Source organism: Bacillus sp. RE35, from assembly GCF_052146655.1.
GTDB classification, from domain to species: Bacteria; Bacillota; Bacilli; order Bacillales; family Bacillaceae_G; genus Bacillus_A; species Bacillus_A cereus.
Genome location: NZ_CP197377.1, coordinates 594,846 through 619,937 on the forward strand (window position 1 = coordinate 594,846; position 25,092 = coordinate 619,937).

The following is a 25,092-nucleotide window of genomic DNA, read 5'->3' on the forward strand; positions in this document are numbered from 1 at the left end:
AGCGGAATATATTATTATTAAAAAGATGGATTAGAACTGGAAATATGGAATCCATCTCAAATACCGTTTTAGAATTTGGAGGAATATATGCAACACCGTAAAAAACTATCTATACCAGGAGTAATGAGACATTCCTTTCAAACAGTTAAATTTGCCTTTTGGAATGTATTAACTTTTCAACTTGCTTATAAATTATTAGCAGCGATTGTGTTTGTTCCACTATTTGGGATTATTTTTAATAAGTTATTGTATTTTGGTGGTTATGCAAATGCGACAAATGATGAATTATTAGCATTTTTAAAGACGCCTTATGGCATCTTAGCAATCGTAATTTTATCATTGTTAGCACTGTTTCTTATCTTTACAGAATTTGCGGTGCTTATTATTATTTCGTATTTCGCTCATAAAAGACAGAAGGTGAAATTACGTCCGATTTTATATAAAACGGTAACGTATTTACCTACTCTTTTCACATATTGCTTACCAGGATTTATTTTATATGCTGTCGTATTGTTGCCTCTTTTAAATATGGGATATGAAACGGCATTAATCCCGCAAATTCAAATTCCTAACTTTATTACAGGAGAGCTGTTTAAGACAACGATGGGACAAGTTGGTTATTACACGTTCTTTGCTGTAGTCGCGTATTTGAATCTTAGATGGATTTTCGTTCTACCTATTGTTGTTTTAGAGCAAAAACCATTTCGCGTGGCAGCACGTAAAAGTGCAACTTTAGTAAAGGAAAGCTTTTTTAAAGTACTATTCTTTTTAGTAGGATTTTTTATTTCAATTGGAATTGTATATGTCATGTTTTTGGGAATGTATTTATTGTGCCTATGGGGTGTTTATGAATTTACAAACCCGAAAGGAACATTTGCATTATTAGCTGAATCAACGATTTCGGTATTTTTAACGAGTACATTGTATTTATTCAGCTTTATCGTGACGCCATTTTATATTATGGCGATTACGCGATTATACTTACAAAAGGTTCCAGTTGAGGATGTTTTATTAGAAGAAGGATTAGATTATTCGAAAACGAAAGCAGATAAATGTTTCTTCCAAAAACATCGTTGGAAATTCATTGGCGTATACATTGTAGGGATTATTACTGCGGGAATGGTCGTTGCCTTCATTGTAACGTTTATTTCAAATTCGTATAAAGAACCGATTATTATGGCGCACCGCGGGTATATATCAAAAGGCGTAGAAAATACGAAAGAAGCTGTGCAAGGTGCTATTGATGCAAAAGCAGACTACGCTGAAATAGATGTATTACAAACGAAAGACGGTGAGCTAGCGGTTATACATGATTTGAAGCTGAAACGTCTCGCAAATGCTAATGTGCATGTGTCAGATTTAACGATGGCGGAGTTAAGGCAGCTTACCCTTAGTCAAGATGGACTTTCAGGACAAATAAGTACACTTGATGAAATCATTAAGCTAGCAAATGGCAAAATCAAACTTAATATAGAAGTGAAGCTTCATGGGGGCGAAAAAGATTTTGTAAACAAAGTCTTAAAAACGATTAAAGATAATGAATTTGAGAAGCAATGTGTAATTCAAACGTTACACTATCCACTTATTAAAGAGTTTAAGCGTGCAAATCCAGATATAAAAGTAGGGTATATACTGTATGCAAGTAGAGCTAACTTAAAGAATGTGAAGGCTGACTTTTACGTAGCAGAAGAATATATGTTAAATAAGAAATTAGTAAAAGAAGCAAGGAAGTTAAACAAACCAATTTACGTATGGACAGTAAATGATATGGAAAATTTAAAGGCATATTATAAGTTAAACGTAGATGGTATTATAACCGATTACCCTGAAGATGCACGTGAAACAATTAAGATGTTAAAAGAGCAAGAAGCGGAAGAAAGTGATCTGTTTGATAAAATTACTGAAACGACAGATGATTTATTTTCTAAGTTATTTATAAGTTACCCAGCTGCTAGCTAAATGCTAGCAGCTGTTTTTTTGTGAAAAGAATATATCTCTAAAGTATTGAGTAAAGTAATAACTGTATATGTATACGTTATCGCTTAGGTTTCTTACATTGTTAAATTATTGTCAAATAATAAATGATTGCTGTTTATTTTGAAGCAGTATAATAAAAATAGAGTGAAAGATAATGGAATGACACGAAACCCCTAATAGAATCAATGTTTTATATATTTACACTATTCTAAATATAAAAACTTTAGGAAAATGATATGTTAGCGTTTTCATAACTTTTAAGTTATGCTAGAATAAGGACATAAGTTATTAATTATTACAAAAAGAAAAAAGAATCTCTTTTTTCTGTTAATTATAAGGGGGCATTTCATTATGCGTATTGGGGTACCAGCAGAAATTAAAAACAACGAAAACCGTGTGGCAATGACACCAGCAGGTGTTGTACATTTAATTCGTAACAATCACGAAGTATTCATTCAAAAGGGTGCAGGTTTAGGGTCTGGTTTCACAGATGCTCAGTATGTTGAAGCGGGAGCAAAAATTGTTGATACAGCTGAAGAAGCTTGGAATATGGAAATGGTTATGAAAGTTAAGGAACCAATTGAAAGCGAATACAAACACTTCAGTGAAGGCTTAATCTTGTTCACATACTTACACTTAGCTCCAGAGCCAGAATTAACAAAAGCTTTAATCGAGAAAAAAGTTGTTTCTATCGCATATGAAACAGTACAATTAGAAAACCGTTCATTACCATTACTTGCACCTATGAGTGAAGTAGCTGGTCGTATGGCTGCACAAATTGGTGCACAATTCCTTGAGAAAAACAAAGGCGGTAAAGGTATCTTACTTGCAGGTGTTCCAGGGGTTAAACGTGGTAAAGTAACAATCATCGGTGGTGGACAAGCTGGTACAAATGCTGCTAAAATTGCAGTTGGACTAGGTGCGGATGTAACAATCATCGACTTAAGTGCAGAACGTCTTCGTCAATTAGATGACATTTTCGGAAACCAAGTAAAAACTTTAATGTCTAATCCTTACAATATTGCAGAAGCTGTTAAAGAGTCTGATCTTGTAATCGGTGCAGTATTAATCCCAGGTGCAAAAGCTCCAAAACTTGTAACAGAAGAAATGATTAAATCAATGGAACCAGGTTCTGTTGTTGTAGATATCGCGATTGACCAAGGTGGTATTTTCGAAACAACTGACCGTATTACAACTCATGATAACCCAACTTACGAAAAACACGGCGTTGTTCATTATGCAGTTGCAAACATGCCAGGTGCGGTTCCACGTACATCAACTCTTGCATTAACAAACGTAACAGTACCATATGCAGTACAAATTGCTAACAAAGGCTACAAAGAAGCTTGCCTAGGCAACTCTGCATTACTAAAAGGTATTAACACATTAGATGGCTATGTAACATTCGAAGCAGTTGCAGAAGCTCACGGTGTAGAGTACAAAGGTGCTAAAGAATTATTAGAAGCAGAAACAGTATCTTGCTAATAGAAGCATTATACAAAACAAAATCGAACAATATATAAAACAACATGATAAGAGCTAAGAGTGAAGATCTCTTAGCTCTTCTTGGCAAAAGGGGGCATACATCGTGGCCAACCTATTTAAAAAGAAATCCGTTACGCAATTGTTAGGGGAAAGTAAAAGTAAAACTTTGACGAAAACGCTAGGGGCATTTGACCTAACAATGCTAGGGATTGGTGCGATAATTGGTACAGGAGTTCTAGTATTAACTGGATTAGTAGCAGCAAGAGATGCTGGTCCAGCAGTTATTTTTTCATTCATGATTGCAGCCATCGTTTGTGGATTTGCAGCATTATGTTACGCAGAGGTTGCTTCTACACTTCCTGTTTCAGGTAGTGTGTACACATACTCATATGCAACAATTGGTGAGTTTGTAGCTCATTTAATGGGATGGACATTACTATCCGTATATGTTGTAACGACTGCCGCAGTAGCTGGCGGATGGACTGGTTACTTCCATAACTTAGTGAGTGGATTAGGGCTTGAAATTCCAAAAGCACTGCTAACGATTCCGTCTCAAGGTGGTATGGTGAATTTACCAGCAGTTATCGTTACATTAGTTATAACTTGGTTATTATCAAGAGGTACGAAAGAAAGTAAACGCGTGAATAACATAATGGTATTAATTAAAATTGGTATCGTTGTTTTATTCATTGCAGTTGGTGTATTCTACGTGAAACCAGAAAACTGGATACCATTTGCACCGTACGGTTTAAGTGGAGTTTTCGCGGGGGGAGCAGCAGTATTCTTTGCTTTCTTAGGATTTGATGCATTAGCAACTTCTGCTGAAGAGGTAAAAAATCCGCAACGTGATCTACCGATTGGTATTATCGCTTCGTTAGTCATTTGTACAATCATTTATGTTGTAGTTTGTCTCGTTATGACGGGTATGGTTTCTTATAAAGAATTAGATGTACCAGAAGCTATGGCATATGTGTTAGAAGTTGTAGGACAAGATAAAGTAGCAGGTGTAATCGCAATTGGAGCTGTAATTGGTATTATGGCAGTAATTTTTGCTTACATTTATGCAACGACACGTGTATTCTTTGCGATGAGCCGTGACGGTTTATTGCCAGAATCTTTCGCGAAAATTAATAAAAAGACAGAAGCGCCAACATTTACAGTTTGGTTAACAGGAATTGGTAGTGCTTTAATTGCTGGATTTATCGATTTAAAAGAATTGTCGAATTTAGCGAATATTGGAGCGTTGTTAACATTTGCGATGGTTGGTGTGTCAGTTATTATTCTTCGTAAAACACATCCAAAATTACAACGTGGATTTATGGTACCACTTGTACCGATCTTGCCGATTATTTCGATTGCATGTTGTCTATTCTTAATGGTAAATCTACCATTAAAAACATGGATGTACTTCGGTGCTTGGTTAGCAATTGGAGTAGTTGTATACTTTGTTTATTCGAAAAAACATAGTCATTTAAAAGACGATGGAAGTTCGCAGGATAATTTAGAACAAGCTAATTAAAAGCTTAATTAAAAGGGATATAAGTATAGTAAGCCTTGTGCGTCTAGGGAGCGCGCAAGGCTTTTTCTTTTGTTGAAATAAAGGGAATATATATTACTTTGTTGAATTTTTATGTCGGAATATGAAAAAAGGGTGGGAGCAAAATGGAAGAAACAAAAGTTGTAGTTGGAGCAGAGGGTTATAATAATAACCCTGGTTGGTTACATACGAATGAAGAAGAATTAAATTTATTACGGAGAGAAACTTGGCTTGATAAATTTCAACCTAATTCTTTATCAGTAATTTTGGCAGAACATGTATGGGAGCATTTATCATATGAAGAAGGAATTGAAGCTGCAAAAATTTGTTATGAGTTTTTAATGGAGAATGGATATATTCGTTGTGCAGTACCAGATGCATTTTTTCCAGATGAAGAATATCAGCAAGGGGTACAAGTAGGTGGACCTGGTCCATTAGATCATCCTGCAGCAAGCCATAAAATTGTTCATAACTATAAAACAATCACGTCCATATTTGAATCAGCAGGTTTTCAAGTGAGGCTCTTAGAATACTGTGATGAAAATGGTAAGTTTCACTATAATGATTGGAATGAGAAAGATGGATTTATTTATCGTTCGAAACGTTTTGACCATAGAAATCGGGATAATCAGTTAGGATTTGTTTCTTTAATTGTGGATGCGGTGAAAATGAAAAGTAAGTAAAAAGGGGTGTGCGAATTGTGCATCCTTTTTTGTATGAGAATATAGAGGATGCGAAAAATATGTATATGACTTATTAAAATGTGAACGGAAAGTTCATAAAAAAAAATCAGATTTCATTGACACATATGAGTAGGCGCTCATATAATAAGAGTATAAGATATATGAATGATTGTTCATATGTTCAATTAAAGAGGTGAGCTATAATGGCTGGAAATAAAGTAGAAACACCACAAGAGACATGTTCTCAAACGATAATTCATGAAGAAGTTGTAGAGCAAGTAAAACAAACAATTCCAACTGATGAAAGTTTAAGTAAAGTAGCAGAACTATTTAAAGTGTTAGGTGACCGTACACGTACGAGAATATTACATGCGCTATTTGAAGCTGAAATGTGCGTTTGTGATTTAGCTTATTTATTAGGAATGACACAATCATCTATTTCGCATCAGCTTCGTGTGTTAAAGCAAGCGAAACTTGTGAAGAATCGTAAAGAAGGAAAGGTTGTTTATTATTCGTTAGCTGACCAGCACGTAATTCATATCTTCGAGCAAGCGTTTGAACACGTAAACGAAGAAGAATAAAAAGAACGCGAGGAGGGAGAACGATGGCTGAAGCGTTAGTGAAAAAGAAACTGATGTTAGAAGGTTTAGATTGTGCGAATTGTGCAATGAAAATTGAAAAAGGTGTTGGGAATATAGAAGGAGTAAATTCTTGCTCTGTAAACTTTGCAACAAAGACAATGATTTTAGAAACGGCACAAAATAAAGAAAACGAAGTTGTTACGGAAGCAAAACAACTCGTTACAAAATTAGAACCGCATATTAAAGTGCAAGAAGAACAAAAAAATAAAATTGCTAAAGAAGTATTTATATTAGAAGGTTTAGATTGCGCGAACTGTGCAATGAAAATTGAAAATAAAGTTAAGGAAATGCCAGCTGTCTCAGAAGCAACTGTTGATTTCGTATCGAAGAAACTACGAGTAGAAGTTGCGAATAAAAGAGAACTAGAAGCGACTGTAGCAAATATAACAAATGTCGTTCAAAAGTTAGAGCCAGACGTGAAAGTTGTTCGTGAAGAGAAGAACGGTCATGACCACGGGCATAGTCATGATCATGGTGAAGCAAATGTGAAAAAGATGGTAGGGAGATTAGTGGTCGGCGGAATTTTGACAGCAATTGCTGCATTAGCGGGCTTACCACAAATGGTAACAATTCCGTTATTCGTCCTTGCTTATTTATTAATAGGTGGAGATATCGTTTGGAGAGCGGTAAGAAACATAACTCGTGGCCAAGTATTTGATGAAAACTTCTTAATGGCAATTGCAACTGTAGGAGCTTTTGCAATTCAACAATACTCAGAAGCTGTAGCAGTAATGCTATTTTATCAAGTAGGAGAACTATTCCAAAGCATTGCGGTAAACCGCTCTCGAAAATCAATTACTTCATTAATGGATATTCGTCCTGATTATGCGAATGTAAAGGTTGGAAATGAAACGAAACAAGTATCACCAGAAGATGTACAAATTGGCGATTATATTATCGTTAAGCCAGGTGAGAAAGTGCCGTTAGACGGAAAAGTAATTGAAGGAACATCAATGGTAGATACTTCAGCATTAACAGGTGAATCTGTACCACGTGAAGTTGAAGTTGGAAATGATGTATTAAGTGGCTTTGTGAACCAAAACGGTGTGTTGACAATTGAAGTTACAAAAGAATTCGGTGAATCAACTGTATCGAAAATTTTAGATTTAGTTCAAAATGCAAGCAGTAAAAAAGCACCAACGGAAAACTTTATTACGAAGTTTGCACGTTACTACACTCCAGTTGTAGTTATTACAGCGGCAATCATGGCGTTTATTCCACCACTTATTTTAGAAGGAGCTACATTCTCTGAGTGGATTTATAGAGCTTTAGTGTTCTTAGTAATCTCTTGTCCATGTGCGTTAGTTGTATCCATTCCTCTTGGATTCTTTGGAGGTATTGGTGGTGCATCTAAAAGTGGTGTGTTAGTAAAAGGTAGTAACTATTTAGAAGCTTTAAATGATGTGAAATATATTGTTTTTGACAAAACAGGAACATTAACAAAAGGTGTTTTCAAAGTTACAAAAATGGAACCGAGCGAAGGTACTACAAGTGAAGAGTTATTAGAGTATGCGGCATTTGCTGAAGTATATTCTAACCATCCAATTGCCCAATCTATTCGAAAGGCATATGGAAAATCAATTGATGAAAAAATAATCGATGATTATAACGAAATTTCTGGTCACGGTACAGTCGTAAAAGTACAAGGAAAAGAAATTTTTGCAGGTAATGCAAAATTAATGAGAAAAGAAAATATTGAATTTAAGCAACCAGAAACAGTAGGTACATTAGTTCACGTTGCTGTAGATGGAAGATATGCAGGTTATATTGTTATCTCTGATGAGGTAAAAGAGGATTCGAAACAAGCGATTCAAAAGTTAAAAGAACTAGGTATTAAAAAGACAGTAATGTTAACTGGTGATGCAAAACCAGTTGGTGAAGCTGTTGGTAAAGAATTAGGCTTAGATGAAGTTCATGCGGAATTACTACCGCAACAAAAAGTAGAAGAGATTGAAAAAATTGATGCAGCGAAGCACGGAAAAGAAAAAATTGCCTTCGTTGGTGACGGTATTAACGATACACCAGTATTAGCCCGTGCAGACGTTGGTATTGCGATGGGTGGTTTAGGGTCAGATGCAGCAATTGAAGCGGCAGACATCGTTATTATGACTGATGAGCCTTCAAAAATTGCGACAGCTGTAAAAATTGCAAAACGCACAAGAAGTATAGTGTGGCAAAATATCATCTTTGCTCTAGGTGTAAAAGGGATCGTTTTATTACTTGGTGCCTTTGGTATTGCAACAATGTGGGAAGCTGTTTTCTCAGATGTTGGTGTGACACTACTTGCAGTGTTAAATGCAATGCGTGTATTACGAGTGAAAGATTTATAAAAAAGAGGACGCGAACCGCGTCCTCTTTTTTATTGGTGATTTTGTTGAAATTGACTCAATAAAATAATATCAAATATTATTTTACTTTAAAATAGTATAATATTAAAATTTACAAATAAGATACATTCGTCTTATTATTTTAATATATTTTTTACAAATATCCATATAGTATTGAAAAAACAGAGAAGGGGAAACTTCTCTGTTTACTTTTGTATGTTTTTTTCAACTTGTTCTCGAACTGTTTGAATGTAATTCATTTTATGATCCCAGCACTCTTGGCTTAAATCGACAGGGTATTCTTCAGGGTTTAAAGTTCGCATATATTCTTCCCAAAATAGAGAGAGGCTCTGTTCATTATATTTTTGAATATCTAATATACTTGGTAGTTCATATGTTCTTTCACCGTTAACGAAAATGTCTTTATGCAGTTCACGGGCTTCAAAGTTTGTTACGAATTTACTTATATATGTGTGAACTGGATGGAACATTTTTAAGCGCTCTTCTTTTCCTGGTTCTTCAGAATCTAACGCAATATAATCGCCTTCTGCATGATCGTTAACCCGATTGATAATACGATAAATTCGTTTCAGTCCTGGAGTGGTAATTTTTTCAGGGTTAGATGAAATTTTAATTGTATCATTTAATTTTCCGTCAGTATCTTCAATCGCAACGAGTTTGTAAACAGCCCCCAATGCAGGTTGCTCAAAGGACGTAATTAATTTCGTTCCAACGCCCCATACGTCAATTTTTGCTCCTTGAGATTTAAGGTGCATAATTGTGTATTCATCTAAATCGCTAGAAGCGATAATTTTTGTATTTGTAAACCCTGCTTCATCTAGTAGTTTTCGTGCCTTTTTCGATAAATAAGCCATATCACCACTATCAAGACGTATGCCATAGAAATCAATACGATCCCCAAATTCTTTTGCAACACGAATCGCATTTGGAACACCAGATTTCAATGTGTCATATGTATCAACGAGAAAGACGCACTTTTTATGAGTTTCAGCGTATTTTTTAAACGCGACGTATTCATCGCGATATGCTTGAACGAAAGAGTGAGCGTGTGTGCCAGCTACAGGAATCCCAAAGCGTTTCCCAGCACGAACGTTGCTTGTAGAGGAGAAACCACCAATAAAGGCAGCACGCGTCCCCCAAAGGGCAGCATCGAACTCATGGGCACGTCTTGTGCCGAACTCTAAAAGCTCATCATTACTTGCAGCATGTTTCATACGTGCTGCTTTTGTGGCAATTAATGTTTGGTAATTCACAATATTTAAGAGGGCAGTCTCAATAATTTGTGCTTCACCAAGTGGTGCATCAACACGTAATAAAGGCTCGTTATTAAATACAACTTCACCTTCTTGCATACTGCGAATCGTCCCAGTGAATTTCATATTTTGTAAATAATGAAGGAATTCTTCTTCGAATTGTAATTCTGCTAAGTAAGCGATATCGCTTTCAGTAAAACTGAAATTTTCTATGTACTCTACAATTTTCTCAAGGCCAGCAAAAACAGCGTAGCCGTTCTCAAATGGAAGCTTTCGAAAATATAAATCAAAAACAGAACGGCGATTATGAATACCATCTTTCCAATATGTATAAGCCATGTTGATTTGATATAGGTCTGTATGTAAGGCATAACTATCGTCTTTATAATGAGTCATCGCGAGAACACCTCCATAATTTGGTTATAGTATACCAATTTTTCACCATTCGTAGCAAAGAAGAGATATTGATGTGAAGTCAAGAGAGAAAAAAATGAAATTATGCATATTTTTTAGAAAATTTATATTTATCAATTTATATTTCTCCAAATTTTATGTATTATTAGAGTAATGGGGGTAATGAGAATGGAGGAGGACAATGCAACAAACATTAGAAAAAATAGGCAAACAAGTCTTTTATAAACGGCTCCAGCAAAAAATGACACAAGAAGAATTATGTCAGGGCATTTGTTCTGTCTCATACTTAAGTAAGATCGAAAATGGAAAGATCGAAGCATCAGAAGAAATTCTACAATTGCTCTGCACAAGACTAGAAATTGCTGTGACGGATTTGAGAGATGTAGAAGAAGATGTGAAGGGGAAGCTAGATGAATGGTTAAATGCACTAGTTCATTTAGACAAGCAACAAGTAGAACGTATATATGAAGAGTTGCAAGGTGAAATGAAGCATGTGTTGGATTTTGAAATTATAAATTATTATAAACTGCTGTATACACGTTATTTAATTATGAAAAGGGATATTTCTGCACTCGAAGAAGAATTAGATAAGTTGAAGAAGGTATATAAAAAATATTCTCCATTTCAGAAGTTGTTATATATGTATAGTAGAGGATTATTGTGCTGTTTACAGTATAGATGGAAGGATGGGCTAGATTACTTATTAAAAACAGAAGTAATGGCCAAAGAACAAGGGTATCATGAAACAGGCTTGTATTATAATATAGCGCTTGCATATACTCATTTAGATATTCATCATCTTGCAATTCATTTTGTAAATATGGCATTAGAAGGATTTCGTAGTGAATATAAGTTTAGAAATATAATTAATTGCCAAATCCTTATTGCGGTAAGTTATACAGAAAAAGGTCAGTATGAAGAAGCTTTAAAAATGTATGAGAGTATATTGAGAGAGGCCACATCTTTTGCTGATAAGGATGTACTATTAGCTATTACTTTAAGTAATATGGGAAGTATCTATTATAAAAAAGGTAAATATCAGCAAGCGAAAAAATATTATTTAGATAGTCTACAACTTCAAAAACAAATAGATTTAAACTATTTAGATACAATATACGAAATGGCATTAGTATGCATTAAATTAGAAGAATTGGAAGAGGCAAGGACATTAATTGATAAGGGAATTGATGCAGCAAAACAGGAAGAGAGATTTAATGCAAAATTATATTTGCTTTTAATGCTTAGATATAAATATTTTGAAGAAGCAAAAGATTATAAAGCATTTTTGGAAAATGAGGCTATCCCGTTGTATAAATCTGCAGGAAATAAAATAGAATTAAAGAAAGTATACGTTGAACTAGCAGAACATTTTTCCAGTTTATCGAGATTTGAAGAAAGTAATCGATATTATAGGTTAGTTATTGATTTAATGAATGATAATAAGGAGGAATAAACATGAAAAAGATGGTATTTGGAGTATTGGCGTTTATATTGACTCTTACAGTTGCTGGAGGAATACATCAATATAGCAGTAAACCTGATATTGTTGGTCAACAAGCTAAAACTGTTGAACAAGTTAATTTATAATCTCCACCCTTTCCAATCGGAAAGGGTTTTTTCAATATTTGTTCCTCAAAATTCTACAAAACTTGAGAAAATAATTATTTGAATTTTTAGTATATTAATAGTGGAAACATAATGCTAATATAAAACTACTCTTTTTCAAAAAAAATTTTTATTAGGGGGAAGGTTCATGAAAAAGAAAAGTTTAGCGTTAGTGTTAGCGACAGGAATGGCAGTTACAACATTTGGAGGGACAGGCTCTGCATTTGCGGATTCTAAAAATGTACTCTCTACGAAGAAGTACAATGAGACAGTACAGTCACCTGAGTTTATTTCTGGTGATCTAACTGGAGCGACTGGTAAGAAAGCGGAATCTGTTGTGTTTGATTACTTAAATGCAGCAAAAGGTGATTACAAGCTAGGGGAAAAGAGTGCGCAAGATTCTTTCAAAGTGAAACAAGTGAAGAAAGATGCTGTAACTGATTCAACAGTAGTACGTATGCAACAAGTTTACGAAGGAGTGCCTGTATGGGGTTCTACTCAAGTGGCTCACGTAAGTAAAGACGGTTCTTTAAAAGTATTGTCTGGAACAGTTGCACCTGATTTAGACAAAAAGGAAAAGTTGAAAAATAAAAATAAGATTGAAGGCGCAAAAGCAATTGAAATCGCGCAACAAGATTTAGGGGTAACACCGAAATATGAGGTAGAACCAAAAGCGGACTTATATGTATATCAAAATGGTGAAGAAACAACATATGCATACGTTGTAAATCTAAACTTCTTAGATCCAAGTCCAGGAAACTACTACTATTTCATTGAAGCAGACAGCGGTAAAGTATTAAATAAATATAATAAATTGGATCATGTAACAAATGAAGATAAATCACCAGTTAAGCAAGAGGCTCCTAAACAGGATGCGAAAGCAGTAGTAAAACCTGTAACAGGAACAAATAAAGTAGGAACTGGTAAAGGTGTATTAGGAGATACGAAATCACTTAATACAACGTTATCTGGTTCATCTTACTACTTACAAGATAATACGCGCGGGGCAACAATTTTCACATATGATGCGAAAAATCGTACTACATTGCCAGGAACTTTATGGGTAGATGCAGATAATGTTTTCAATGCAGCGTATGATGCAGCAGCAGTAGATGCTCATTACTATGCAGGTAGAACATATGATTATTATAAAGCTACATTTAACAGAAACTCTATTAATGATGCAGGAGCTCCGTTAAAATCGACAGTTCATTACGGAAGTAAGTATAATAATGCATTCTGGAATGGCTCACAAATGGTATACGGAGATGGTGATGGTGTAACATTCACTTCATTATCTGGTGGAATTGATGTAATTGGTCACGAATTAACGCATGCTGTTACTGAAAATAGCTCGGACTTAATTTATCAAAATGAATCAGGAGCGCTAAATGAAGCAATTTCTGATATTTTTGGTACTTTAGTAGAATTCTATGATAACCGTAACCCGGATTGGGAGATTGGTGAAGATATTTATACGCCTGGTAAAGCAGGAGATGCGCTTCGCTCTATGAGTGATCCAGCGAAATACGGTGATCCAGACCATTATTCTAAGCGTTACACTGGTACTAGTGATAACGGTGGGGTTCATACAAACAGTGGTATCATTAACAAACAAGCTTATTTATTAGCAAATGGTGGTACGCATTCGGGTGTAACTGTAACGGGCATTGGTAAAGATAAGTTAGGTGCAATTTATTACCGTGCAAACACACAATATTTCACGCAATCTACTACATTTAGCCAAGCTCGTGCTGGTGCAGTACAAGCTGCAGCTGATTTATATGGTGCGACTTCTGCGGAAGTAGCAGCAGTTAAGCAATCATTTAGTGCTGTTGGTATTAACTAAGGATTTAAAGGATAGCTATTAATAAAATACCTCAAAAATAAAGAAGGAGCCTATGCTCCTTCTTTATTTTTTTCTCCATTTTTTCCACAAATAATATAATCCGATACAACCTGCAATTGTCACAATCCACTTTGCTTCATTTGTTCCGTTGATGACATGATAGGCAGAATATACTTCGATTAACAATGCCGGTATTTTCCCTATTGTGCTGGCAATACTGAAGGATAGTAATGACATCTTACCTAGAGCCGCAAATAAAGTCACGATACTTGATGGGATGAAAGGTATCAAGCGAAACGATAGAACGAGTAGAAAGGCCTCTCTACCTTCTACATAAAGAAGACGCTCTACCTTTGGGTATTTATTTACTTTATCGTGAGTGAACTTTTGAAGGCCCATGCGGTAAATATAAAACGAGATAATAGCCCCTAATGCTTCGCCTACGATCGAAATAACAGTACCATTTGTTACGCCAAAGAGCTGTATATTAATGGCGGTTAAAAAAATACTAGGGATAAAACCTAAAAGACTAATGATGATGTTAATTAAGATACTAAGTGGAATTGCGATTGAATAGTATTCTGTTAAGAAATTTTGAATCGTTTCAGCCATTGTTTAAAATCCTTTATCTTTTTTTGCATTACACCACATTTCGTTTGTATAGGCAAGGGGGAATTTACATAATGTAGAAAAACGTTGATAAGAAGGGTGTTTTATACCTTATATGGGTATTGGGTATGTAAAAATAGGGGTATTTTAAAATATTTTTAAAAATACTATAAAAACCTTTGTATAAAAGAGTTTTATAGTTATGTTATCGGTGATTTTATCTGGGAAATAAACGAAAAATATAGGGGGTATATATTATAAAAGGCGAAAAATAGAGGGTTGATGAATTTGCTGGAGTAAATATGGAAAAATAGATAAAAAAATGAAAACTGATAGATTTTTTCGTTGTGAAATTGACTTTTAGTGAAGTTGCGATAATAATCATGGAAGAGGTGATATGATGAAACGAATAAGTAGTCTTTTCTTCAGTAGTTTATTGGCATTAATGCTGATCTTAAGCGGATGTGCAGGAAAAGAACAAAAAACAGAGAAACAGACAGGGAATCAAGCTACATCGGTAGAAAAAATTAGTGATAATATTTTAGATGAAATGGAAGGACCACCTAAAAATGGTCATACGATTGAAAGACATGTAGGCAAGTCAGAAGAGGATTTGAAGAATCGCTTGAAGACAGATAAAGTGTCAGCCGCAAGTACATACTATGATAAAGAAACAGCGACGAAAGCTGTAAAAGATAGCTTGAAGCAACATGACAAGGAAATTCAAGATTGGTTAAAAAATTCTAAAGAGGCTCGTCTCGTATTAAATACAACTCATTCATTTCCTGTTGGAAAAACGGTAATAAAGAAAAATATGAGTGTAAAAGACAAGTTAGTAAAAACTGTTACTGTTTTAGCAAGAGATAAGTCAGGAGAATTAGGGTTTAAGATTATTACTTCTTATCCATCTGATAAATAAGAAGGGGGAGTACATTATGTATACGACATTACAATACTTTCTTAAATCGTACTGTACGTTAAGTATTCATGAGGATGAAATAGTAAGCGTGATGGAAGAGTTTATTGAACAAGAAGATGAAGAAATTGTTTTGAAATTACGTGATGAATTAATAAATATGAAGAAAAAGAACGCGTGGGAAGAGGCGTGTGTATTAGCTGCGAAGCAAGGAAATCGTATGTGGTCTTTAGAAGAAACGAAAGACCATCTTGAAACTTTTTTACTATTACTGCAAAAGAAAAAGGCGTGATTAAATCACGCCTTTTTCTTTATGTTATTCGGTTGATATTATCTATTCTTTTGGAGCGCTTTTATATACGCTTTTTGAAATTTGTCCATTTGATATTACTTCCCCGTTTTGTGTTACTTTTTTATACGTAACCGCGGTGATTTTATCACTAGTTCTACTAATTACTTGAGAAGAAACTTCAACATTTTTACCAGTATTTGTACCGAAAATGCGTGTAGTAATACTACCTCCATTTGAAAATGCTTGAATATAAATATGATTGCCTGTATTATTTTTAAATTTTAAATCTGGACCATAATCTGCTACTGCTGCATCTTGCCCAAGTGGTAAATAATTTACTGGCATAGAATGATTGCTTCGAGAAACAATGCCTAAATCTGCCCTTAAAGCTGCACTGTATAATGTACTACTGACTTGGCAAACTCCTCCGCCTGCACTTTGTATTACTTTACCTTGTGAATATACTGCTGCAGATTTATAACCATGTGCAGCATCAGTTACGCCAACGCGACCGTTAAAACTAAATGTTTCATCAGGTGCGACAATAACCCCACTTAAAGTATTAGCTGACTTATTTACGTTAAATGATTGATTTCCGTTACGGCCAGCCATTGGAGTAGAATATTCAGCAATGACTTCTTTAATACCCATTTTCTGTATGTCTTCTGTAGAACGTTCTGGTTTTATGAATGTAACTGGTAATGTAACATCTGATTTACCAGTAGTAATAGCTTCATTTGTTAAACCGCTTAGTTTCCCTTTATCAATTTTTTCTCCGTTTTGGCTTTGACTAATATTTACTGTTGAGCCTTCAATACTTAATTCTGCGTTAACAGGATTTTTTAATGTTTCATTATATTTATCTTTTATAAAGGTTTCATAAGCTGTTGCATTTAATTGTGGTGTTAATTTATAGTCACGTTTTAATTCACCGTTTTCAGCTTGCTTACGCATTTTGTAACGATTCATTACGTTTCCTTCTTGTTCTTTGAAGATTTTGTCAATAATATCTTTCTCTTTATAATTTATTCCTAAATCTTTCCATGTGTAAGTTTGTTTATCGTTTTGGAATATGTAGGTAAGGGATTTTTGATCTAACTCAGTTACCTTTTGATTAATAATTGCTTGAATATCCTTCTTATTTTTTCCGTCGAGAGAAATACCTTCAAATGTAGTATTTGGTAATGCAGTAGTATCTAATTGATTATTTAATTTGGATACATATTGATATCCCCCAACACCGCCTACACAAAGTAATATGCCCCCAGCAATTGCAGAACCAATCAGTATTTTACTTAGCTTCATTTATTTCCCCCCAGAAATTTATGTATAAATATATGTATTACATTTTTTGTATAAAAATGATGAAAATAACATTATGTACGTACTAGTATACTATTATTTTCACTGTGTGTGTAATGTTTTCATAAAAAATGTTACACCGCTGTAATAATTGTCACTTCTTGTCACAATGTGTATGAAAAATATGTTGAAAAATATAATAAAAAGGCTGTCTAGAAAGATCTAGCAGCCTTTTTATTATAATTTTTTATGTTCATTTTTATTCGTAACACCGAGATGTTTTTGAAGGGTAGTTGAAATAGTATCGACGCTTTTTTCATTTGGAACGTAATAATAAATACCACCTATATATTTATCTGTACCCTCTACTTGCATTTTTTCCATTTTTAAATTTGAATCCATTGAATTTTTTGTAATTGTCATCATATCATCAAAAGTTAAATTAGTTTTTAAATCTTTATCGACAGCGTCTAGTAGGCCACCGATTTTATTAATGGAATTAAGAGATAGTGCCTTTTCAGCAATGGCCTCTAATACAAGCTGTTGACGTTGACCACGCATATAATCACTATCGATATGACGAGTTCTAGCTAGTGCCAGTGCCTCTTCTCCATTTAAATGTTGACGTCCTTTTTTTAGATGAATGGCATCTGCTTCATCTTTACTATTTTGCTCTGTGAACTCAACTGGAACGTCTACAGTAATACCACCAAGAGAATCAACAATTTTAATAAAGGATTTAAAATTGAATGTTACATAGTAGTCAACTGGAACATCTAAAAAGTTCTCTACCGTATCAATTGTGCTGTCTACACCACCGAATACGTGCGCATGTGTGATTTTATCGTATTTATCACGTGATTTAATGTAGACGCGTGAGTCACGTGGAATGCTTACAAGTTTAACGGATTTATCGTTTTTATTAATTGTTGCAAGTAATAACGCATCTGTTCGAGTTGCTTTTCCATAACCTTTTTCCCTAATATCACTTTCATCAACACCCATAATTAGTACGGAAATATTGTCGGTCATAGGTTTAACAGCTTTTTCACGTTTACTGGACTTATCTCCTCGACCTAGTTCAGCATAAGCATTATTTAAGACGGACTTTGCTTTACTGTATATATGGAAGGAGTAGCCTCCTGCTCCAAGTGCTACAATTAGTAATGGAATAAGAAGGAACCAAAGTAGGCGTTTTTTCTTTGAGCGTCCTTTTTTGGCTCGCGTATTGTTGTTCGTGTCGGATTTCATCATTTTTTCTCCTTTAAAACTATCAAAGTGTATACATTTAGAAGTGTATTCAAACACATAAAAAATATTTTACGCTAAATAAAAGCGATTGTACATGTATAAAAAATAGATGTCTTGATTATTTATAAGACACCTATTCGTTATTGTATACAAAAGATAGGGATAAGAAAATGATAAAATTTTACCTAATTACAACATAATGCTTACGATAATTGCAGATAAAATACTAACGAGAGTAGCTCCATATAGTAATTTAAGGCCAAACCTCGCAACAACGTTTCCTTGTTCTTCGTTTAGTCCTTTTACCGCACCTGAAATAATACCAATGGAAGAAAAATTGGCAAAAGATACAAGGAAAACAGAAATAATACCAACTGTACGGGGAGAAAGGCTATTAGAAATTTTACTAAGGTCCATCATTGCGACAAATTCATTCGTTACAAGCTTCGTTGCCATAATGCTGCCAGCCGCGACAATTTCAGAACTGGGTACACCGATAAGGAATGCGATAGGTGCAAATACATAGCCGATTAATTGTTGGAACGTAATACCGAATATAATGAGGAACAGGTCATTAATACAACTAATTAATGCGACGAATCCGATGAGCATAGCGCCGACAACAATGGCTACACGAAAACCATCAAGAATGTATTCTCCAAGCATTTCAAAAAAGCTTTGTTTTTCACCTTTGATTTCTAAAATATCTTCGTCATCTTTAACGTCGTAAGGGTTAATGATGAGTATGATAATAAAACCGCTAAATAAATTGAGAACGAGTGCAGTTACTACATATTTAGGTTCAATCATTGTCATATAGGCACCTACGATAGACATAGATACGGTTGACATAGCAGAGGCACAAAGTGTATAAAGACGGTGTTTTGGAATTTGAGCTAATTGTTTTTTCACTGTAATAAAAACTTCTGATTGGCCGACAATGGCAGAGGCGATAGCGTTGTAAGATTCTAATTTACCAAGACCATTTATTTTACTAAGAAAGTACCCGATCCAACGAATGAAAAATGGTAATATTTTGAAATGTTGTAATATACCAATTAAAACAGAAATAAAGACGATTGGTAATAATACAGTAAGGAAAAATGGCATTTCACCTTTATTTGCAAGACCACCAAATACGAAATTTATTCCATCAGCAGCATACTCGAGTAGCTTGGTAAACAAACTGGAAATGATTCTAATAAGTATGAGGCCGATTTCTGTATTTAATAGTAAATAGGTTAAAATTAACTGTATAATAAGCATGATAAAAATTGGTTTAAATTTAATATGCTTCTTATTATTGCTAGCAATATAAGCGAGCAAGAAAACAACAATTAGTCCGACGAAAAAAGTAATGAATTTCATGGTAAGCCCCCTAAAAGAGATATTCTGCTATATATGTTTTTCATTTCAAGGGAGAATATGCATCTTTGGTAAAGAAAGGAATAGAGAGAGCATGAATATATGTAGAGTGCATCACGTTGCAATTATTTGTTCGAATTATGAGACGTCAAAGGATTTTTATACTAGGATATTAGGGTTTAAAGAGATAAATGAAGTATATAGAAAGGAACGAGATTCTTATAAATTAGATTTATGTGTAGGAGAAGAGTATCAAATCGAATTATTTTCATTTCCAAATCCGCCTGAGCGTAAAAGTTTTCCAGAAGCAGCCGGTCTTAGACATTTAGCATTTGCTGTTACAAATATAGAAGAAGCTGTGAAGCATTTAAACCAATGTGGTGTTGAGACGGAACCGATCCGTATTGATGAAATAACGGCGAAGAAATTCGTCTTTTTCCAAGATCCTGATGGTTTACCTTTAGAATTGTATGAGGTTTGAAAATTGGTGGATTTTATATAGAGTTGCTTTCCAATAATTGAAGAAACTAAAGTGAAACTTCTTTTTAAAAGGAGGTGTAACTTTAGCTAAGAAAGCTAAAGAGCATATGTGGATATTTTAAAATTATTGATGGTAGTCATTCTTATTGGGTTAACAGCATTTTTTGTGGCTGTTGAATTTGCAATTATTAAGGTACGTAGCAGTCGTATTGATCAACTCGTTAGCGAAAAAAGACGAGGTGCACTGGCAGCTAAAAAGGTAACTTCAAATTTAGATGAATATTTATCGGCCTGTCAGCTAGGTATTACAATTACTGCTTTAGGGCTTGGGTGGTTAGGGGAACCAACCATTAAACATTTACTCGAGCCGTTGTTTTTAAAATTAAAATTCTCACCTGCAATTTCCAGTACAGTTTCATTTATTATTGCCTTTGCAGTAATTACATTTTTACATGTTGTCATTGGGGAACTTGCTCCAAAGACATTTGCTATACAAAAAGCAGAACAAGTTAGCTTATTGTTATCGAAACCACTTATTTATTTTTACCGAGTTATGTATCCGTTTATTTGGGCTTTGAATGGTTCAGCGAGGGTTGTAACTGGTTTATTCGGATTACATCCAGCTTCTGAACATGAAGTAGCTCATTCAGAAGAAGAATTAAGGTTAATCTTATCTGAGAGCTATGAGAGTGGAGAGATTAACCAAAGGGAATTTAAATATGTAAATAATATTTTTGAATTTGATAATAGAGTAGCAAAAGAAATTATGGTACCTCGTACGGAAGTTGTAGGCTTATATGAGGACGAACCATTTGAAACACATATTAAAGTAATCGCGCAAGAAAAGTACACGAGATATCCTGTATTTGGTGAAGATAAAGATGAAATTATTGGGATGGTTAATGTAAAAGATTTATTTATTCGTTATATGGATGGTAATCGGGATGAGGAGTGCTCAATTATGCCATATACAAGGCCAGTTATTGAAGTGCTAGAAAATATTCCAATTCATGATTTACTATTACAAATGCAAAGAAAACACATTCCATTAGCTGTATTGTATGATGAATATGGTGGTACAGCTGGGATTGTTACACTAGAAGATATTTTAGAAGAAATTGTTGGAGAAATTCGAGATGAATACGATGAAGATGAGAATCCCCCTATAGAGCATATAAGTGAAGGTTATAAAATCGTAGAAGGAAAAGTGCTTATTAGTGAAGTAAATGATTTGCTTGGCATACATTTAATTGCTGATGATGTAGATACAATTGGTGGCTGGATTATGGTACAAAAACAAATCGTTGCTGAAGGAGATATTATTGAGAAACACGGTTTTTATTTTAAAGTCCTTGAAAAGGATATGCATCAAATTAAACGAGTGGAAATAAGGAAAGTAGAAGAATGATTTTCTATAAACTTTAATAAAAAGGATATACAGAAAAATAAATGTTTGCGCTTTCAAAAAAGGTGCTATATAGTGAAGGTGGATACTGAAAAATTCTTCTGAATGATACTCGTGTTTTTAGAGGGCGGATTTTTTGGATAAGGATTTAGAATGAAAAAGTATAGGTGATAAAAATGATAGCAACGAAGGATATACGTATAGAAAAAGATTTTTTAGGTGAAAAAGAAGTACCAAGTGCAGCTTATTATGGTGTACAAACATTACGTGCCGTAGAAAACTTCCCAATTACAGGATATCGCATTCATCCATCACTCATTACAGCAATGGCAATTGTGAAAAAAGCGGCGGCGCTTGCGAATATAGATACTGGTTACTTAGCTAAAGACATTGGACATGAAATTGCAGAAGCAGCGCAAGAAATTGTTGATGGAAAGTTTCATGATCAATTTATCGTGGATCCTATTCAAGGTGGAGCCGGAACTTCTATTAATATGAATACAAATGAAGTAATTGCGAATAGAGCGTTAGAACGTATGGGATATGAAAAAGGGGCGTATGCGAAAATTAGCCCAAACACTCATGTGAACATGGCCCAATCAACGAACGATGCGTTTCCAACAGGGATTCATATTGCAACTCTTATGATGTTAGAAAAGCTTCTTATTACAATGGAAGAACTTCATTCTGCTTTTCGTAAAAAAGCAAAAGAGTTTGATCATGTTATTAAAATGGGACGCACACATTTACAAGATGCAGTTCCAATTCGCCTTGGACAAGAATTTGAAGCGTATAGCCGAGTGCTTGCGCGTGATATAAAAAGAATTAAACAGTCTCGTCAACATTTATATGAAGTGAATATGGGCGCGACAGCTGTTGGTACAGGATTAAATGCAAATCCTATGTATATTGAACAAGTGGTAAAACATTTAAGAACGTTTAGTGGATTCCCACTTGTTGGTGCAGAGCATTTAGTTGATGCAACGCAAAATACAGATGCATACACAGAGGTATCTGCAGCACTTAAAGTATGTATGATGAACATGTCTAAAATTGCAAACGATCTTCGTATTATGGCGTCTGGTCCACGTGTTGGGTTAGCTGAAATTCAATTGCCAGCACGTCAGCCAGGTTCATCGATTATGCCAGGAAAAGTAAATCCAGTTATGGCAGAAGTGATTAACCAAGTCGCATTCCAAGTAATCGGAAACGATCATACAATTTGCTTAGCATCAGAAGCAGGACAATTAGAGTTAAACGTAATGGAGCCTGTGCTTGTATTTAATTTAATTCAATCTATTAGTATTATGAATAATGGATTCCGTGTATTCCGTGAATATTGTATTGAAGGAATTACGGCAAATGAAGAATTGCTGAAGCAATATGTTGAGAAAAGTGTTGGAATTATTACAGCAGTTAATCCTCATATTGGTTATGAAGTAGCATCTCGTATTGCACGTGAAGCAATTGAAACAGGGAAATCTGTTAGGGAGTTATGTTTAGAACATGGTGTACTGACAGAAGAGGAATTGGATATTATTTTAGATCCATTCGAAATGACTCACCCTGAAATTGCTGGAGCTTCTTTATTAAAAAATAAAAAAATGTAATGTGAAAAACACCGATCCACTTGGATCGGTGTTTTATTTTTAAAAGATATTAAATACAGCGTTTAATTGAAGTAAGCTAATAACAGCTAAGAAGATTAAACTGTATTTCATTGCTGTTTTAAATAGAGCAGATTCTTTACCAACTAGTCCAACTGCGGCACAAGCAACTGCTACAGATTGTGGTGAAACCATTTTTGCCATTGTACCACCTACTACGTTTAAGGCAACGAGTGTAGAAGGAACGATGTTTAACTGGTCTGCTGTTACTGCTTGAAGTGGTGCGAATAAAGAACCACTTGAAACTACTGAACCTGTAATGAATACGCCAATCCATCCTAAGATTGGAGAAAGAACTGGGAATGCATTACCAGTAGAAGAGAATGCAAGTCCAAGTGTAGATGACATACCAGAGTAGTTTTCTACGTAAGCTAAAGCGATAACGCTACAAATTGTATATACTGGAGCTTTTAATTCTTTCATTGTTTCAATCATTAATTCTTTAACCATTTTACCTTTTACGCGGTAAACGATAAGTGAAACGATAATTGCTAGTACAATCGCAGTAGTTGTAGAAGAGAATACATCAAATTTGAAAACAGCTGCGAAAGGTGTATCAGCTTTTGTAATTGGTGTAGTTTTCATAACAGCATTATGAAGACCAGGGAACTGAATGTTAAATACTAAGTTTGCTAACGCACCATCTGGAGCAAATAAAGCTTTAATCGGTTTTAAGTTAAAGATTGTTACAAATGCAGTTAAGAATACGAATGGAGACCAAGCGTATAAAATTTGATTGAATGTATGTGATACTTTAGTTTCTTGTTTTTCTTCTTTAGTAGAAGATTTTGGTTGCCAAACACGTAAGAATAATGCAAGAGCAATCATACTTACAACTGCTGCGAAAATATTAGTAAGTTCTGCACCTAAGAAGTAAGTCACAGCGAATTGAGTAATAGCGAAAGAAACACCACTTACAAGAATACCTTGCCAAGTTTCTTTAATACCTTTAATTCCATCGACCATTGAAACGAGTAAGAAAGGTAAAATAATACTAATGAAAGGTAAAATAAGAACAGTTTGACGACCAATAGTTAATGCGTCAAGTTGAGTTAATTGTGCTGGCACTGTAACTGGAATACCCATAGCACCCATAGCACCACCAGCAATATTAGCTACTAAACAAATACCTGCTGCTTTTAATGGATTAAAGCCCATACCTACAAGTAGTGCGGCTGTAATAGCAACTGGAACCCCTAGACCAGCTGCACCTTCTAAGAAAGCACCGAAAGAATAAGCGATTAATAATACTTGTAAACGTTGATCATTTGTAATGCTTGAAATACTATCGCGAATAATATTGAATTGCTCTGTTTTAACAGTTAATTTGTAAAGGAAAATTGCGGCGATAACGATAGTACAAATTGGATAAAATCCAGATAAAACACCGAATCCAGCAGATGCTACAGCTACTGTTGCTGGCATTTTATAAACAAATATTGCAAGGATAATAGCGACAATCACACTATAAAGACCAGCCATGTAACTTTTCATTTTGAATCCCATTAAACAAATGATGAAACAAAAGATTGGAAGTGCTGCGATTAGTGCAGATAACCAAATATTGTTTAAGGGGTCATAAATTTGTGTCCAAGTACTCATAATAATGACAACTCCTATCTATTATATGTGAAGAAATTCACATTATTTGTGAAACTATTCACAATCAACTTACATGCTTAGTATATTCTCCTTCAACACTATTGTCAACGTAAAAAAGTATAATTATTCCATAATAGTGTTAAAAGAAAAGCTTTGTTCATAAAGTAGACAAAAAACACACTCAAATGAATTTAAGTGTGCTGTATAAACTATTTGCATATTATTTTGCTTATTCAGCTGGCATGTTTCCTATAAGTGTATATTAGATGCCATCTTTTATATCGAGTATAAAGTTTGATATATGAACTGATCTGTCCTATTTGATCTAGTGTGAGGGAGGATTGGTGAGTGGATTTAAATAGGAAGTTTTGCACAACAGTCCAACTGCTTGCAATACGAATAAAAAATTAG

Annotated in this window: 20 protein-coding genes; 14 read left to right on the forward strand and 6 right to left on the reverse strand. The window is 34.5% G+C overall.

Going from position 1 to position 25,092, the window contains the following annotated elements; translation table 11 throughout:
• Nucleotides 1-87 precede the first annotated feature (87 nt).
• The 6 genes from ACTL4X_RS03085 (at nucleotide 88) to ACTL4X_RS03110 (ending at nucleotide 8,653) form a co-directional block, all read left to right on the forward strand.
• Nucleotides 88-1,959 (forward strand): glycerophosphodiester phosphodiesterase, encoded by a 1,872-nt coding sequence (locus tag ACTL4X_RS03085; protein WP_001164716.1) that lies wholly within the window; start codon nucleotides 88-90, stop codon nucleotides 1,957-1,959.
• Nucleotides 1,960-2,328: 369 nt separating this feature from the next.
• On the forward strand, nucleotides 2,329-3,462 hold the full coding sequence (gene ald, locus ACTL4X_RS03090; protein WP_001219742.1) for an alanine dehydrogenase: 1,134 nt from the start codon (nucleotides 2,329-2,331) through the stop codon (nucleotides 3,460-3,462).
• A gap of 103 nt (nucleotides 3,463-3,565) precedes the next feature.
• Entirely contained in the window at nucleotides 3,566-4,981 is a 1,416-nt protein-coding gene (locus tag ACTL4X_RS03095; RefSeq protein WP_001284893.1) for an amino acid permease, read from the forward strand.
• A 143-nt stretch (nucleotides 4,982-5,124) separates the two neighbouring features.
• The gene (locus tag ACTL4X_RS03100) at nucleotides 5,125-5,682 is read left to right on the forward strand and encodes a class I SAM-dependent methyltransferase (RefSeq protein ID WP_086692378.1); all 558 of its coding nucleotides are present in this window, start codon (nucleotides 5,125-5,127) and stop codon (nucleotides 5,680-5,682) included.
• A 203-nt stretch (nucleotides 5,683-5,885) separates the two neighbouring features.
• The gene (locus tag ACTL4X_RS03105) at nucleotides 5,886-6,263 is read left to right on the forward strand and encodes an ArsR/SmtB family transcription factor (RefSeq protein ID WP_000918378.1); all 378 of its coding nucleotides are present in this window, start codon (nucleotides 5,886-5,888) and stop codon (nucleotides 6,261-6,263) included.
• 23 nt (nucleotides 6,264-6,286) lie between these two features.
• A complete protein-coding gene (locus ACTL4X_RS03110) occupies nucleotides 6,287-8,653 on the forward strand; it encodes a heavy metal translocating P-type ATPase (protein ID WP_000796569.1) in 2,367 nt (788 codons plus the stop codon).
• Between the two features lie 203 nt (nucleotides 8,654-8,856).
• On the opposite strand, the gene ACTL4X_RS03115 is transcribed toward ACTL4X_RS03110, so the two are convergent.
• On the reverse strand, nucleotides 8,857-10,320 hold the full coding sequence (locus ACTL4X_RS03115) for a nicotinate phosphoribosyltransferase (protein ID WP_000150184.1): 1,464 nt from the start codon (nucleotides 10,318-10,320) through the stop codon (nucleotides 8,857-8,859).
• Between the two features lie 199 nt (nucleotides 10,321-10,519).
• On the opposite strand from ACTL4X_RS03115, the gene ACTL4X_RS03120 reads away from it, so the two are divergent.
• The 3 genes from ACTL4X_RS03120 to ACTL4X_RS03130 all read left to right on the forward strand — a co-directional run bounded on the left by ACTL4X_RS03120 (nucleotide 10,520) and on the right by ACTL4X_RS03130 (nucleotide 13,792).
• Nucleotides 10,520-11,791: a tetratricopeptide repeat protein gene (locus tag ACTL4X_RS03120; protein WP_001187961.1), complete on the forward strand. Its 1,272-nt coding sequence runs from the start codon at nucleotides 10,520-10,522 to the stop codon at nucleotides 11,789-11,791.
• 2 nt (nucleotides 11,792-11,793) lie between these two features.
• Nucleotides 11,794-11,925, forward strand: a complete 132-nt coding sequence (nprX, locus tag ACTL4X_RS03125) for a quorum-signaling peptide NprX (RefSeq protein ID WP_000738910.1) — start codon at nucleotides 11,794-11,796, stop codon at nucleotides 11,923-11,925.
• A gap of 166 nt (nucleotides 11,926-12,091) precedes the next feature.
• Nucleotides 12,092-13,792: a M4 family metallopeptidase gene (locus ACTL4X_RS03130; protein WP_000730383.1), complete on the forward strand. Its 1,701-nt coding sequence runs from the start codon at nucleotides 12,092-12,094 to the stop codon at nucleotides 13,790-13,792.
• A gap of 63 nt (nucleotides 13,793-13,855) precedes the next feature.
• On the opposite strand, the gene ACTL4X_RS03135 is transcribed toward ACTL4X_RS03130, so the two are convergent.
• On the reverse strand, nucleotides 13,856-14,404 hold the full coding sequence (locus ACTL4X_RS03135; protein WP_000852224.1) for a TVP38/TMEM64 family protein: 549 nt from the start codon (nucleotides 14,402-14,404) through the stop codon (nucleotides 13,856-13,858).
• A gap of 397 nt (nucleotides 14,405-14,801) precedes the next feature.
• On the opposite strand from ACTL4X_RS03135, the gene ACTL4X_RS03140 reads away from it, so the two are divergent.
• Both ACTL4X_RS03140 and ACTL4X_RS03145 read left to right on the forward strand, forming a co-directional pair.
• Complete coding sequence (locus ACTL4X_RS03140) at nucleotides 14,802-15,320, forward strand: RNase A-like domain-containing lipoprotein (protein WP_000822694.1); 519 nt, start codon at nucleotides 14,802-14,804, stop codon at nucleotides 15,318-15,320.
• A gap of 16 nt (nucleotides 15,321-15,336) precedes the next feature.
• Nucleotides 15,337-15,609: a hypothetical protein gene (locus ACTL4X_RS03145; protein ID WP_000288803.1), complete on the forward strand. Its 273-nt coding sequence runs from the start codon at nucleotides 15,337-15,339 to the stop codon at nucleotides 15,607-15,609.
• Between the two features lie 42 nt (nucleotides 15,610-15,651).
• On the opposite strand, the gene ACTL4X_RS03150 is transcribed toward ACTL4X_RS03145, so the two are convergent.
• From ACTL4X_RS03150 to ACTL4X_RS03160, 3 genes are all read right to left on the reverse strand, one after another.
• Nucleotides 15,652-16,914, reverse strand: coding sequence for a VanW family protein (locus ACTL4X_RS03150; protein ID WP_000777355.1), 1,263 nt, complete (start codon nucleotides 16,912-16,914; stop codon nucleotides 15,652-15,654).
• Between the two features lie 234 nt (nucleotides 16,915-17,148).
• Nucleotides 17,149-18,165, reverse strand: coding sequence for an LCP family protein (locus ACTL4X_RS03155; RefSeq protein ID WP_142285635.1), 1,017 nt, complete (start codon nucleotides 18,163-18,165; stop codon nucleotides 17,149-17,151).
• A gap of 186 nt (nucleotides 18,166-18,351) precedes the next feature.
• Nucleotides 18,352-19,530: a NupC/NupG family nucleoside CNT transporter gene (locus ACTL4X_RS03160; RefSeq protein ID WP_000668866.1), complete on the reverse strand. Its 1,179-nt coding sequence runs from the start codon at nucleotides 19,528-19,530 to the stop codon at nucleotides 18,352-18,354.
• 91 nt (nucleotides 19,531-19,621) lie between these two features.
• On the opposite strand from ACTL4X_RS03160, the gene gloA2 reads away from it, so the two are divergent.
• The 3 genes from gloA2 to aspA all read left to right on the forward strand — a co-directional run bounded on the left by gloA2 (nucleotide 19,622) and on the right by aspA (nucleotide 23,022).
• A complete protein-coding gene (gloA2, locus tag ACTL4X_RS03165; RefSeq protein ID WP_086692372.1) occupies nucleotides 19,622-20,008 on the forward strand; it encodes an SMU1112c/YaeR family gloxylase I-like metalloprotein in 387 nt (128 codons plus the stop codon).
• A 108-nt stretch (nucleotides 20,009-20,116) separates the two neighbouring features.
• Complete coding sequence (locus ACTL4X_RS03170) at nucleotides 20,117-21,415, forward strand: hemolysin family protein (RefSeq protein ID WP_000353313.1); 1,299 nt, start codon at nucleotides 20,117-20,119, stop codon at nucleotides 21,413-21,415.
• 173 nt (nucleotides 21,416-21,588) lie between these two features.
• Nucleotides 21,589-23,022 (forward strand): aspartate ammonia-lyase, encoded by a 1,434-nt coding sequence (aspA, locus tag ACTL4X_RS03175; RefSeq protein WP_000562128.1) that lies wholly within the window; start codon nucleotides 21,589-21,591, stop codon nucleotides 23,020-23,022.
• A gap of 39 nt (nucleotides 23,023-23,061) precedes the next feature.
• On the opposite strand, the gene ACTL4X_RS03180 is transcribed toward aspA, so the two are convergent.
• Complete coding sequence (locus ACTL4X_RS03180; RefSeq protein ID WP_000109096.1) at nucleotides 23,062-24,681, reverse strand: L-lactate permease; 1,620 nt, start codon at nucleotides 24,679-24,681, stop codon at nucleotides 23,062-23,064.
• Nucleotides 24,682-25,092: the final 411 nt, after the last annotated feature.

Coding starts and splice junctions, on each gene's coding strand:
- ACTL4X_RS03100 (WP_086692378.1), top strand. CDS start 5,125: ATGGAAGAAACAAAAGTTGTAGTTGGAGCAGAGGGTTATAATAATAAC.
- ACTL4X_RS03120 (WP_001187961.1), top strand. CDS start 10,520: ATGCAACAAACATTAGAAAAAATAGGCAAACAAGTCTTTTATAAACGG.
- ACTL4X_RS03115 (WP_000150184.1), bottom strand. CDS start 10,320: ATGACTCATTATAAAGACGATAGTTATGCCTTACATACAGACCTATAT.
- ACTL4X_RS03155 (WP_142285635.1), bottom strand. CDS start 18,165: ATGATGAAATCCGACACGAACAACAATACGCGAGCCAAAAAAGGACGC.
- aspA (WP_000562128.1), top strand. CDS start 21,589: ATGATAGCAACGAAGGATATACGTATAGAAAAAGATTTTTTAGGTGAA.
- ACTL4X_RS03110 (WP_000796569.1), top strand. CDS start 6,287: ATGGCTGAAGCGTTAGTGAAAAAGAAACTGATGTTAGAAGGTTTAGAT.
- ACTL4X_RS03085 (WP_001164716.1), top strand. CDS start 88: ATGCAACACCGTAAAAAACTATCTATACCAGGAGTAATGAGACATTCC.
- ACTL4X_RS03145 (WP_000288803.1), top strand. CDS start 15,337: ATGTATACGACATTACAATACTTTCTTAAATCGTACTGTACGTTAAGT.
- ACTL4X_RS03135 (WP_000852224.1), bottom strand. CDS start 14,404: ATGGCTGAAACGATTCAAAATTTCTTAACAGAATACTATTCAATCGCA.
- ald (WP_001219742.1), top strand. CDS start 2,329: ATGCGTATTGGGGTACCAGCAGAAATTAAAAACAACGAAAACCGTGTG.
- ACTL4X_RS03140 (WP_000822694.1), top strand. CDS start 14,802: ATGAAACGAATAAGTAGTCTTTTCTTCAGTAGTTTATTGGCATTAATG.
- gloA2 (WP_086692372.1), top strand. CDS start 19,622: ATGAATATATGTAGAGTGCATCACGTTGCAATTATTTGTTCGAATTAT.
- nprX (WP_000738910.1), top strand. CDS start 11,794: ATGAAAAAGATGGTATTTGGAGTATTGGCGTTTATATTGACTCTTACA.
- ACTL4X_RS03105 (WP_000918378.1), top strand. CDS start 5,886: ATGGCTGGAAATAAAGTAGAAACACCACAAGAGACATGTTCTCAAACG.
- ACTL4X_RS03150 (WP_000777355.1), bottom strand. CDS start 16,914: ATGAAGCTAAGTAAAATACTGATTGGTTCTGCAATTGCTGGGGGCATA.
- ACTL4X_RS03130 (WP_000730383.1), top strand. CDS start 12,092: ATGAAAAAGAAAAGTTTAGCGTTAGTGTTAGCGACAGGAATGGCAGTT.
- ACTL4X_RS03160 (WP_000668866.1), bottom strand. CDS start 19,530: ATGAAATTCATTACTTTTTTCGTCGGACTAATTGTTGTTTTCTTGCTC.
- ACTL4X_RS03180 (WP_000109096.1), bottom strand. CDS start 24,681: ATGAGTACTTGGACACAAATTTATGACCCCTTAAACAATATTTGGTTA.